The 12,673-nt window shown below is 65.4% G+C and carries 9 protein-coding genes; 8 read left to right on the top strand and 1 reads right to left on the bottom strand.

What is annotated here, in order from left to right; all coding sequences use genetic code 11:
* The first annotated feature begins 413 nt into the window (after positions 1-413).
* The 5 genes from R4I43_RS24350 to R4I43_RS24330 all read left to right on the top strand — a co-directional run bounded on the left by R4I43_RS24350 (position 414) and on the right by R4I43_RS24330 (position 7,306).
* Entirely contained in the window at positions 414-1,844 is a 1,431-nt protein-coding gene (locus R4I43_RS24350; RefSeq protein ID WP_324268015.1) for an APC family permease, read from the top strand.
* Between the two features lie 87 nt (positions 1,845-1,931).
* Positions 1,932-3,374 (top strand): aminobutyraldehyde dehydrogenase, encoded by a 1,443-nt coding sequence (locus R4I43_RS24345; RefSeq protein WP_324268014.1) that lies wholly within the window; start codon positions 1,932-1,934, stop codon positions 3,372-3,374.
* Between the two features lie 75 nt (positions 3,375-3,449).
* The gene (locus R4I43_RS24340; protein WP_324268013.1) at positions 3,450-4,532 is read left to right on the top strand and encodes an alcohol dehydrogenase family protein; all 1,083 of its coding nucleotides are present in this window, start codon (positions 3,450-3,452) and stop codon (positions 4,530-4,532) included.
* 71 nt (positions 4,533-4,603) lie between these two features.
* Positions 4,604-6,265: a choline dehydrogenase gene (locus tag R4I43_RS24335; protein WP_324268012.1), complete on the top strand. Its 1,662-nt coding sequence runs from the start codon at positions 4,604-4,606 to the stop codon at positions 6,263-6,265.
* Between the two features lie 258 nt (positions 6,266-6,523).
* Entirely contained in the window at positions 6,524-7,306 is a 783-nt protein-coding gene (locus tag R4I43_RS24330; protein ID WP_324268011.1) for an SDR family NAD(P)-dependent oxidoreductase, read from the top strand.
* A gap of 99 nt (positions 7,307-7,405) precedes the next feature.
* Here R4I43_RS24330 and R4I43_RS24325 read toward each other — a convergent pair whose 3' ends face one another.
* Positions 7,406-9,094, bottom strand: coding sequence for a PucR family transcriptional regulator (locus R4I43_RS24325; RefSeq protein WP_324268010.1), 1,689 nt, complete (start codon positions 9,092-9,094; stop codon positions 7,406-7,408).
* Between the two features lie 288 nt (positions 9,095-9,382).
* Here R4I43_RS24325 and R4I43_RS24320 point away from each other — a divergent pair, with 288 nt between their 5' ends.
* The 3 genes from R4I43_RS24320 (at position 9,383) to R4I43_RS24310 (ending at position 12,432) form a co-directional block, all read left to right on the top strand.
* A complete protein-coding gene (locus R4I43_RS24320) occupies positions 9,383-10,210 on the top strand; it encodes a citryl-CoA lyase (protein WP_324268009.1) in 828 nt (275 codons plus the stop codon).
* An 89-nt stretch (positions 10,211-10,299) separates the two neighbouring features.
* Entirely contained in the window at positions 10,300-11,559 is a 1,260-nt protein-coding gene (locus R4I43_RS24315) for an NAD(P)/FAD-dependent oxidoreductase (RefSeq protein WP_324268008.1), read from the top strand.
* A gap of 30 nt (positions 11,560-11,589) precedes the next feature.
* Positions 11,590-12,432: a polysaccharide deacetylase family protein gene (locus tag R4I43_RS24310; protein WP_324268007.1), complete on the top strand. Its 843-nt coding sequence runs from the start codon at positions 11,590-11,592 to the stop codon at positions 12,430-12,432.
* The last annotated feature ends 241 nt before the right edge of the window (positions 12,433-12,673 follow it).

Raw genomic sequence — 12,673 nt, 5'->3', positions numbered from 1 at the left:
TGGTGTTCAGAGCCAAGCAATCGGACAAAGTCGCAGGAAAACGATCCATATCGTGGAACGGCCGACGGTGAATCTTCCTCCCGGCAGATCTCCTGACCTTTGCTTGTGTTCGATGAGCTCGGCATGGCTCATCAAGCGGTTCACGATGCGGAACGGCTCCCCAGCGGTTCGGCACGGGGTGGCAACTGCGGCGGTGCTCCGTGCGATCCAGGTTGGGTTTCCTTCAGTTCGACCTAAACGAGAGGTGACACGTCGTGAGTTTCACAGTTGAGGACGCGGTGATGGCGAGCGCAGAGTTATGCCCCAGATCACAGCGCTCGAGAAGTGAACGACGGCGATGCGGACGAACCTGCGCGTCGGTATGAGCCATCCGGTGGAAGGGCGGGGACAACGTGACACGCGATGTGAAGGTGGTGCCCCGAGAGGCTAGGCCAGGCGAGGACGGATTGCGCGGCAACCTCAGCGCTGTTCACCTCTTCTTCAGCGTGATGGCCTGGAACGCGCCGTTGGTCATCGTCGTCGGGGTGATTCCGGTGATGCTGACCGTCGGCAACGGGATAGCCATCCCAGTCGCGTTCGTCGCCGCGGGACTCATCCTCGGCGCTTTCGCGGTTGGGTTCACGCGGATGGCGCGAGTGCTGCCCAATCCCGGTGCCTTCTACGCCTACATCACCGCTGGTCTCGGTCGCGAGATCGGCCTCGGTTCCGGGGTTCTCGCCCTGTTCGGGTACTTCTGCGGGTACGCCGGAACCTTCGCATTCGGCGGCGTTGTGCTCAACTCTCTCCTGGAGAACACCTTCGGTGGGATCGATGTGCCGTGGTGGGCGCTCGCGTTCCTGGTTTGGGGCGCCGTGGCCGCTCTCGGGTACTGCCGGATCGACTTGTCGGCCAAGGTGCTTGCGGTCTTCCTGGTTGCCGAGGTGGCGGTCATCGTGGCCTACGACGTCGCGGTGTTCGCCCAGGGCGGTGCCGCGGGATTGTCCGCCGCACCGCTGGACCCGAGCCGCTGGTTCGACGGTTCGTTCGGCATCGCGCTGCTCTACGGTCTCGGAATGTACGGTGGCTTCGAGGTCACCGCGCTCTACCGCGACGAGGTGCGGGACCCGATTCGCACGGTGCCCCGCGCAACGTACGCGGTGCTGATCTTCGGCATGCTGCTGTACGGCGCCACAGCCTGGCTCTTCATCAACGCCCTCGGCATCGATGAGGCGGTGGCAACCGCATCGGCAGACCCGACGGCGGCCGTCGAGGGCACCATGCAGCAGTTCGGTGGCAAGCTCCTCCTCGACCTGTCCACAGCACTGGTCACGACCAGCACCGTCGCAGTGCTCCTCGCAGGGCACAACATTGTGAGCCGGTACGTGTTCAACCTGAGCGCGGATCGGATCCTGCCGTCCAGGCTCAGCGGGGTCCATGCCAGGCAAGGGTCTCCCCACGTCGCCTCGGTTGCGACGAGCGTTGCGGCCTTGCTGGCGAACGTTCCGGTGATCGTGCTCAACCTCGAGCCCATGCGCTTCTACGCCGCGATGCTGGGGATCGCCAGTTTCGTGCTGATCGTCGCGATCCTGCTGACCGATATCGCGGTCCCGCTGTACATGCGTCGTCACGGGGGAGAGCTGGCCACCTTCTGGGCAACGGTCGCGTGTCCGTTCGTCGCGGCCGTCGGCCTCGTGACCTGCGTGGTGCTGGCCGCGGACAACTTCGAGATTCTGATCGGCGGGTCGGCGAGCCTTGCGACCGTGCTCCTGCTGCTGATCGGTTCGTTCTTCCTCGCAGGAGTCTGCATGGCGGCGATCTTCCGGCGGACTCGGCCGGAGATCTACGCCAAGATCGGGCGGCAGTAGCCCGGCGAATCCGGCACCTCGCGCAACCGTTCCTGGAATTCGTCCGCGAACGGAAGACATTGAGAGTTCAACACAAGGAGGAATCCCGTGTCCGCATCATCCGAGCGCACGAGCGCTGCCGCTGCTTGGATCGCCGAGATTGACGAACCGGGGGCATCAGTCGTCGTCAACCCTGCGAGCGAGCGACCGATCGCCGCGTACCGCAACGCCACGGACGCGGAAGTCGATGCCGCTGTGCAGGCCGCGGCAGCCGCAGCCCCGGGGTGGGGACGGACACCACCTGTCGAGCGCGCCGAGATTCTGCTGAAGATCGCCGATGCGATGGAAGCAGACGCTGAGGCCTTCGTCCAGCGCGAGAGTGAGAACGTCGGGCGGCCCATCACCCACACCCACGAGGAGACGCCTTGGTGGTGGGATGTCATCCGCTTCAGCGCGGGGGCGGCGCGGGCCTCGCACGCGCCGGCCGCGGGTGAGTACGCGAACGGCAGCACCTCGTGGTTACGCCGTGAGCCGCTGGGCGTGGTCGGCCTCATCACGCCCTGGAACTATCCGATGTTGATGGGCGTGTGGAAGATCTTCCCCGCCATCGCAGCTGGTAACGCCGTCGTCATCAAACCGTCCGAGCTGACTCCGGAGACGACGATCAGGCTGGTCGACCTGGCCAATCGGTTCTTGCCACCGGGTGTCCTCAATCTGGTGCTCGGCGACTCGTCGACCGGCAAGGCGCTGGTCGCGCACCCGAAGGTGCGCATGGTCGCGTTGACGGGGGATGTGGCGACCGGCAAGGACGTGGCCGCCTCGGCCGCCAACACGTTGAAGCGCGTGAGCCTCGAACTCGGCGGGAAGGCGCCGGTCCTGGTGTTCGCCGACAGTCCGGTGCGGGAGACCGCGCGTGATCTCGTCGGGTTCGGCTACTCCAACAGCGGCCAGGACTGCACCGCCGCGTGCCGCGTGATCGTCGAGGACTCCGTCTACGACGACTTCGTTTCGGCGTTCTGCGATGAGGTCGCCAAGTTGCGCGTTGGTGACCCGAGCGATCCGAAAGCGACGATGGGCCCGCTCGTGTCGCGAACGCAACTGGAGCGCGTCGCCGGATTCGTCGAGCGGGCACGTGGTTGCGGCGCCAAGATTCGCATGGGGGGCGAGCGGCTGACCCGCGATGGGTGGTTCTACGCACCGACTGTGATCACGGACGTGGAGCAGTCCTCTGAGATCATCCAGCGAGAGGTCTTCGGACCGGTCGTCACGATCCAGCGGGGTAGCGACGAGCAGGAAATGCTCGCGATGGCCAATGATGTCGCCTACGGTCTGTCCGCGAGCGTGTGGACCACGGACCTCGGTCGGACGATGCGGCTGACGCGCGACCTCGACTTCGGCACCGTCTGGGTCAACCAGCACATCAACGTGGCATCGGAGATGCCGTTCGGCGGCTTCCGGAACTCGGGCTACGGCAAGGAACTCTCCGGGCACGGCCTCGATGAGTACTCGCAGTTCAAGCACGTCATGGTCAATCCTGACCTGGCCCCGTGAGTCCTGACAGCGAGAACGACACAGGGAGGAGCCGCGGCAGTGGACGTGCTTGATGATGGAAATGTCCCACCGACGATGCGGGCTGTTGTCCTGACCGGACACGGTGGGCTCGACAAACTGGTCAGCACCGACGAGCTGGCCACACCGACTCCGCAGGCCGGCGAGGTCCTGGTTCGCGTCGGGGCGTGCGGGTTGAACAACACCGAGGTCAACACCCGCACGGGTTGGTACGACTCCGTCGTGGAGTCGAGCGTCTCAGAAGAGCTGGGCGTCCACGGCCGAGACGACGGTGCCGCATCGTCGTGGAATCAGGCGAGTGTTCACTTCCCGCGTATTCAGGGCGCCGCAGTGGTCGGTCGGATTGCGGCAGTGGGGCACGGCGCCGACCGCGCGCGGATCGGTGAGCGGGTCCTCGTCGATCCGTCGGTTCGCGACGAGGACTTGCCCCCGCGAGCGCAGCTCGTGGAATACCTCGGAAGTGAGCGGGACGGCGGGTTCGCGGAGTACGTCGCGGTTCCTTCGATCAATGCCCACGTGGTCGACAGCCCTCTCAGCGATGCGGAGCTGGCGACCTTCCCGTGCTCCTACGACACGGCGGAGGAGATGCTGGAACGAGCGGGGCTCTCGAAGGGCGAGACCATCGCCATCACGGGCGCGGCCGGCGGCGTGGGAACGGCTCTCATCCAGCTCGCGCTTGCCAGGGGCGCCCACGTGATCGCCATCGCCGGCGCCGCGAAGGAATCCCGCCTGCGAGAACTAGGAGCACATGATTTCGTGCCTCGCGATTCCGGTGTCTTACGGGAAGAGGTCGAGGAGCTCGTCGGTGAGCGAGGTGTGGACGTGGTGGCCGACGTCGTGGGCGGTGCCATGTTCGACACGGTCCTGAAGATGCTCCGCCGCGGCGGTCGCTACACGACCGCGGGCGCCATCGGCGGCCCGACCACGAAGATCGATCTTCGCGATCTGATCTACAAAGATCTGGAGATGTACGGAATCACGAATCCCACCGCGCTGACTTTCACTCGGTTGGTCGAGATCGTTCAAACCGGTCTCGTCACCCCGCTGCTCGAAGAGGCCTTCCCGCTCTCAGAACTGCGAACGGCCCAGGAGCGGCTGCTCAAGCGCACCCATGTCGGGAAGTACGTCATCGTGCCCTGATACACGCGTCGAACTGTTCGACCGGGCTGGATCGCTCTTGGTCGACCGATAGATCAGGAGAAGGACGTCTCATGAAGTTTGGCAGCTACGACTACATCATCGTGGGCGGAGGGTCGGCGGGTTGCGCTCTCGCGAACCGGCTGACCGCTGATGAGCGAAGCCGAGTCCTCGTCATCGAGGCCGGTCGACGGCACTCGCGGTTCGACTACCCGGTGCGGGTTCCAGCGGCGTTCCTCTTCGTCATGGGCAACAGGTTCTACGACTGGCAGTACGAGTCCGAGCCCGAGCCGATGTTGGCCAACCGCAGGATCAAGCACTACCGCGGGAAGCGCATGGGCGGGTGCAGCTGCATGAACGGAATGTTCTTCCAGCGCGCGAACCCGCTCGTGTACGAGGGCTGGGCGCAAACCCCGTGCATGGCGAGCTGGGACTACGCGCACGTGCTGCCGTACTTCAAGAAGCTCGAGCGGTACGTTGGCACTGATCCGTCCGGGCGCTACCGCGGCCGTTCGGGGCCCATCCCGGTTCATCGGCACGAGCTTGAGAACCCGCTGTTCGCCGCGCTCTTCGAGGCAGCGCGACAGGCCGGCCACGAGGTCGTCGAGGATGTCAACGGCTATCGGCAGGAGGGGTTCGCGCCGTTCGACTCCAACATCGAGTCCGGTGAACGCTACGACGCCGCGCGCGCCTACGTCGAGCCCATCCAACATCGCGAGAACCTGGAGGTGAAAACGGGTGCGATCGTCACGCGCGTGGTGTTCGACGGCAAGCGCGCGATCGGTGTCGAGATCGCATCGCGTCGCGAAGGCAGAGCGCTCGTCCGCGGAACCGAGATCATCCTCTGCGGAGGTGCGTTCAACTCCCCCCAGCTCTTGCAACTCTCCGGCGTGGGGAACGGAGATGAGTTGAGCCGTCACGGGATCGAGGTGGTCGAGGACCTGCCGGGAGTCGGCGAAAACCTCCAGGACCACCTCGAGGCGTTCGTCATGCACGCTTGCACCCAGCCGGTCTCCAACGCGGGCATTCTCAAGCCGAAGAGGTGGCCGGGTATCGGGGCGCAGTGGTTGCTGTGGCGACAAGGGCCAGCCGCGACGAATCATTTCGAGGCGGGCGGGTTCGTCCGCTCCAATGACGATGTGGCGATGCCGAACCAAATGCTGACGATGCTGCCGCTCGGAGTGCGCAACGACGGGACGCCGGCGCCCACGGAGCACTCCTACCAGATCAACCTGGGGCCGCAGACGCCGCAATCGAAGGGACACGTGAAGCTCCGAGCGAGCGATCCCTTCCAAGCGCCCGTGCTGACCTTCAACTACCTGTCGACCGAACAGGATCGCCGGGAATGGATCGAAGGCGTTGAGGTCACGCGCGATCTGTTGAGCCAGTCGGCGTTCGCGTCGTTCAACGGTGGTGAGCTCTCACCCGGCCCTGATGTGAAGACCGACCGGGAGGTACTCGACTGGGTGGCACGGGACGCGGAAACCACCTACCACCCGTGCGGGACTTGCAAGATGGGTACAGATGATCAGTCCGTGGTCGATCCGCGAACCATGCGGGTCCACGGCTTGGACGGACTTCGCGTCGTGGATGCGTCGGTCATGCCCACCATTCCGAACGCGAATCTGTACGCCCCGGTCATGATGATCGCGGAGAAGGCTGCGGATCTCATCCTGGAGAAGGAGCCGTTGCCACCCGAGGACACCGAGTTCTACGTCCACGAGACGGTCTCCTGAGCGTCGAACCGGAGGCCGTGAGCGGGTTTCGCGATCAGCCGGTCATGGGCGTGGTGCGGCTCATTAATCTCACAGGCGACGGCGGATTTGTTGGTGGTCGCACACTAACCAGGTGATACGCCGCTCGATAACGTCGGTTGCAAGACCGACTTAGACAAGTGCGTGCCGCGCAGATTTGGCCGCCACCGACGATCGGATTGTTCGTGGGCGGCTGAACTGCACCTGCGCGGACCGCAGGATCGAACGAGGAGGGTCGCCGTGGAACGACGCGGTGTAGTGGTCACAGGAGCGGGGTCCGGAATCGGACAGGCCATCGCGGGACGCTTCGCTCGCGCCGGCGACGTTGTCTTCCTCGCCGACATCTCGGCGAAGCGGCTGTTCGAGGCGAGCAAGGAGTTGTCCGAATACGCCGGTTCCGTGCACACGCGCGAGGTTGACTCCAGCGATGGGGAGGCCATGTCCGCCTTGGTGCAGGAGGCCGTGCACGCATCCGGTCGACTGGACGTCTTCGTGAACAACGCCGGTATCTTCGACGGGTACGCCGGCGTCGAGGAGACCACACCAGAGCTCTGGGAGAAGGTCATCGGCGTGAACCTGACCGGATACTTCAACGGCGTTCGCGCTGCGGCAGCCCACATGATCCCGCAGAAGTCGGGACGCATCATCAACATCGGGTCGGTCGCCGGTCAGCGCGGTGCTGCGGACGGGCTCGCGTACGCAGCTTCCAAGGCGGGGATCGAAGGAATGACCCGTCGTCTGGCGGTCGACGTAGCACAACACGGGGTGACGGCCAACGTCGTCGCGCCAGGCCTGACGCGCACCAACCTCAGGGACACCTCGCGGGAAGCCATCGGGGACACGGTCGACCAGCAGCGCGGTATCGGGGTGGCTTCGCAGGAGCTGAAGGACTTCCTGGTTCCCGCTCACCGCTCCGCCGGCCCGGACGAGATCGCCTCCGTGGTGGAGTTCCTCGCGAGTGAGGGTGCTTCCTATGTCAACGGCCAGGTGCTGGCGGTCGACGGAGGCTGGACAGCCGCCTGAGTCCGCAAGGTTGTACGCAAGCATCGGTCTCCAGGAACCTCGATTCCCTGGAGACCGATCTGCTGTCGTGTGGGCAGGAACGTGCGCTGCGAACGTCGCTCAGCGTTCCGGGCCGAAGACCACTCCCAGCGTCTGCGGTGGGGGAGTCGCAGCTGCGGCTCCGGTGCTGCGAACCACCTGCGAGGGCGCGGAGGTCTCCGATGACGCCCGATCGGGGTTCCATGCCGTCGGTTGGCGCCATTCTGTTCGGTCGATCATCGATCGGGCCGTCAACGCGAGGAAGAGCGAGGACACCGCGGCGGGGTCCCGCAGGCTGATCTGAAGGACTTCTTCGACGCGGGTCAGCCGATATCGCAACGTGTTGTGGTGGATCTGCAACGACTTGGCCGCCGCGATGATGTTGAATCCGTGTTCGAAGTAGTGCTTGAGCCCCTCCAACAGGATGTGCTGCTCGGTGAGCGGTTCCAGCATCTCCGTCGCCCACCGGCCCATGCGATCCAGCCCCGCATCGGAGAACAACCGCATGGCGAAGTCGAAGTCCTCGTAGGACATGATGTTCGTGGTTCGTTGTGGCGACCGCAGCGTTCGTATCGCGAGGACCGAGTCGTTGTGGGAGTCGACGATCTCGTCGATCGCCTCCACGTTGCGACCCACCCCGAGCAGTATTCCCTGTCGAAATGCACCGATCGTGAACGCCACCTGAGCTGCGGTCTCGACGTCGAGCTGTGCGAGGGCGACGAGACCAGTGGTCCGGACGGCGAGCAGGTGGGGGATGCGGAGTCTGGTGAGCTCGACATCGATGTGGTTGTAGAAGGCGTCCAGCAGTGCTTCGTGGTCCTCGGAGCCCCGGTTGGAGGCGAATCCGAGCGAGAAGACCCGGACTTCACGGCCTTCGAAGTTGAGCCCGAGCGCTGCCAACTTGCCCGAGAGCTCGGGGTTCTCGCGCTGCTTGCGCAGCCCGAGGAGCTGTTCCAGAAAGGAACTGCGCACTGCTCGCTCCTGACGCCGGATGAGCAGCTCCACGCGCAGATGGGTCTCGGCCAGCGACGCAGCGATGTGCGCAGCGGCGATGGCGTAGGGGTCGGGGAACGACAGTCGGCGGCTGGCGATCATGAACCAACCGGCCGGCAGCTCATCGGGCGTGACGCGGACTGCGACCCCGCGCCACCCCTCGACGGCGAACGGCCGTGACCCGTCGGCCTCGCCCTTGAGCTCCTCCAGGAGCTGGGTGAGCGGCAACGGGCCGCTGGCCGTCTCCAGCTCGCCCTGCGCTCCGATGATCGCAGCGACGGCGTTGCACGCTTTTGCGAGCCGGAGGGTCAGGGCTTTGAGGGGCTCGGGTTCGTTGAGCGCTTGCGTCATCGAGCGTTGCAGCGAGGCCAGGCGCTGCGTGGTGACCTGCTCGGCCGGGCGGAGGGCGCGGACCGCGTCGGAGACGAACGCGGTCGCGTCGATCTCTGGTCCCAAACGGAGGATCGCGTGCCGGCCGAGGATGCGGCGGAGCTCCTCGTCATCGACCGAATCCGGCAACCAGCAGGCGATGGAAGCGGAATCGGCTTCCTCCAGGAGCGCTCGGATGGCGCCTAGATGATCACTGGTGTGGGAGTCCGGAAGGACGACGAGCAGGGCCGAGGAGTCCGCGCCTTCGATCGATTCACCTGGGGCGACGAGCGTGACGGAACGAATCGAGCGGTCCTCGGCGCTCGATAGGGCGGTGACGAGCCGAGTGCCTGCTGGGTCGATGTCGATCAGCCCGCTCAGGCTACAGCCGTGCTCGAGTTCGCTCAAAGTCTCCACTCCTTCCCGCGGGGACGTCTCGATGCCCGTACTTCGCGGGCCTCCTCAACGAGGCGGTACGCCGAGCACCACTGGTGTACTGCGCGAACAGAGCTCGCTGTGCTCCGCGCGGTCGTCATCGGAGGTGCGGATCGCAACGATGTTAAGAAGGCGGGACCGGAGAACCCATCGTAATTCTCCCAAGTCGGTTTGCGATGCATTAGTGAAGTACCACTAACCGGGGCCGCGCAACAGCCCTTAGGTTCGCGCTGAACACAGGCTCAAAGCTGAGATCGGAGCATGATGGGCGCGGAGCTGACGACGTACTGGCGGTCCGAGATCAGTGAAGTCCGCGGTGACAAGGTCTGGATCCGTGGCTACGACCTGGAAGAGCTCATCGGAGGCCTTCCCTTCACGGCCTCCGCGTTCTTGCTGGTCAGAGGTAGGATGCCGACTCCGCAGGAGTCCCGCGTCCTCGACGCGGTGCTGAACGGTGTCCTGGACTACTCGCTGAGGAAGCCAGGAACCGTGGCCGCTCGCCACGTGGTGTCCGCCAATCCGAGCATGGTGGCCGGGCTGGCCGCTGCGACCCTGGCCGTCGGTCAGCACACGCTCGCCACCGAGGACGCGGCGCGCTTCATCACCGAGTCCTACGAGGGCTACCGGGCCTCTGGTCTGGGCATGACCGACTACGCCGAGCAGCTCGTGGCGAAGCGGGCTGAGGCCCGCGCCCATATCCCCGGTTTCGGACACCCGGTGTTCAAGAAGGTCGATCCGCGTGCTGCGGAGCTGTGTCGGATCGCCGTCGAGGCCGGCATGTGGGACGAGGCGTGCCGACTCTACGAGGAGGTGCACCGCGTGTTCACCCGGCCGGAGAAGAAGGCCGACATCCCCATCAACGACGTCGGGATGATGGCGGCGCTGATGGTCGGCCTGGGTTTCAGCCCGGAGGAGTCGACCGGCCTGGCCACCATCTCCACCCTTCCCGGAGTAGTGGCGCACATCTCCGAAGAGCTTCGCTCTGGGACGCCCATCCGAGTAGTCCCGGACGAGATCGCCACGTATGAGGCTTCGATCGGACGCGACTTCGACCGAGACCGCCGTTCCGCGGGCTGGCCCGATCACTGAGCTGACCGGAACGACGCTTTCCGGAACCCGCGTTGCCCGCTCACCTGCGCGCTCGTATGAAACCGTGAGAAACACGAGAGGAAAGCCCAATGCCGGACATCGGAACCCTCGACACGGCTGACATCGCCGTGGTCGGCGGTGGGGTGGTAGGGCTGACCACCGCGCTTCAGCTGCGCAAACGTGGGTTCGACGTCGTCGTCGTCGAGCAGCGCTTCACGGCGTACGGAGCGTCCGGCCGCAGCGCCGGCGCGATTTGGCTGCAGCCGCGCAGATCAGGACCTGAACTGCAACTCGCTCGGCGAGGGTTGGCGTCCTACTCCGCTTACGAGGAGGAGCTGGGGAACACCTTCGATCTTCGCCGGCAGGGCGGACTGTTCTTCTACGAGACCGAGAGGCAGGCCGAGGTCCTCGAGCACTACGCCGCAGACCGGAGGGCGGCCGGGCTCGAGGCAACTCTTGTCTCGCGGCGCGAGGCGCGGGAACTGTCCGAGGTCCTACCGGACAGCGCGCTCGGGGCGGTCTTCTGCTCCGACGACGCTCAGGTGGACGCGGGTGCGTTCGCTCGCGCGGTCGGTGCGGCGTGCATGCGGCGAGGCGTCCGGATCTTCGAGAACACCCCAGTGCTCGGGACGCTGCGGCGGGTCGACACCGTTGCCGGCGTCCGCACGGTCCGCGGGGAAGTGCACGCTGGAGCCGTCGTGTGGGCGACCGGGGCGTGGTCGGTCACGCTGCGTTCCGAGGGAATCGATCTTCCGATCGAGACCCATCGCGTCGGCCAGCTGGTCACCCAACCGGTCGCCAGTGCCCGTGGCCCGGTGATCCATGGTCCGAGAGGGGTCGACCGTTGCGGCGCGCTGACCGATCTCGAGCAGTTCGATCCCGCTGATTTCGAGATCGACGCAGCTGACGATGCGTTGGTCTACGACGACGTCATGACCCAGAACACCGAAGGCAGCCTGGTCATCGGGCACACTTTCGACGGACGCGGCAGCCTCAACCCGCACATCAGCATGATCGCGACTCGCGCGATGATCGAGTCGACAGTGGCGCGGACGCAGCGCTTCGCCGCACTCGGCGTCACCGGCCTGTGGGCCGGCCTCGTCGGCGAGACGGCTGACCGGCTGCCGATCGTGGACTCGATAGACGGGCTCTTCGTCAACGTCGGGCATTCCTCCGGCATCGCGGATGGCCCAGCGACATCGGAAATCCTCGCTCGCCGGGTCATCGGGGAGTCCGACCCCCTCGCGGCCCAACTGGCGGTGGACCGGGCGGGACTCCGTCCGAGTGCGGCCACCCCGGACGGCCGGGACGGAAGCTCGAACCGCGACGTTTCGACGGCGAGCACATGACACCTGCGGCACGTCTCCAGGAGCGGATCAATGCCTCTTCGTCTTCCCGCGGGCACCAGGCTCGCAGTCTCGATCGGACCGGACTTCGACGCGCAGAGCGTCTGGACGGGAACCTTCAAATCCGCATCCCAGAGCCACCTCTCACGAGGTGAATTCGGCGCTGAGGTGGCCGTTCCCCGGTTGCTGCGACTCTTCGACCGGTACGGTTTCCGCACCACCTGGTGCACGCCCACGCACACCATGCAGACCTTCCCGGCCGCCTTCCGCTCGATCGTCGACGCCGGGCACGAGATCGCCGCCCACGGCGTGTGCCACGAGCCGATCGTCCAGCTCGAACCGGACGAGGAGCGACGATTGATGCAGCGGCAGATTCGACTCCACGAACAGATCGTCGGAGTGAGGCCGAAGGGTTACCGGTCTCCGGCTTTCGACGTCAGCGACGTGACGTTCGATCTGCTGGAGGAGTTCGGGTTCACCTGGGACTCCTCGCTGATGGGCCGTGACTTCGAGGTCTACCGACCACGTCTCGTCACGCGAATCGACCCGGAGAACGGGAATTCGTTCGGGCCGCCCAGGGACGTGCTGGAAATTCCGGTGTCGTGGTACCTCGACGACTTCCCGGCCCTGGAGTTCCTGCCCCGCAGCACGGGGATGCAATCGACCGAGGCGGTCCTCCAGCGCTGGATCGACTCCTTCCGCTTCGCTCGCGAACAGTGCGAGGGTGGCGTCTACGTGCTTACAGTCCACCCGCAGACGATTGGCAGGGCACATCACCTGGTCATGCTCGAACGATTCCTGGACGAGGTCACCAGCCACGACGACGTCTGGCTCGCAACGCTCTCCGAAATCGCGGGTTGCTGGTACGACGACTGAGTTCCACGGCTGCAGCGGGGCGTTGTCACCGCGGGCTTCACATGAGCAAGCGTGGTCGGTGCAGCTGGTCACGGTTGTTTGATCGCACGGTGTCCGAGGTTCGCCCGGACACCGTGCTTCTGTTTCGGCCAGCCGGATTGACGGCCTGGCACGATAACGACCGATTCACCGATCTTTCGGTGAACGGCCGATGGCCCGTCCTCCCGCTCACCCGGCACAGTCATCAACGAACGTTGCCGTG

It is taken from the genome of Saccharopolyspora mangrovi (genome assembly GCF_035320975.1).
Lineage (GTDB): Bacteria > Actinomycetota > Actinomycetes > Mycobacteriales > Pseudonocardiaceae > Saccharopolyspora > Saccharopolyspora mangrovi.
The sequence above is the reverse complement of the archived record's forward strand: the minus strand, read 5'-3'. Positions and strand labels throughout refer to the sequence as shown.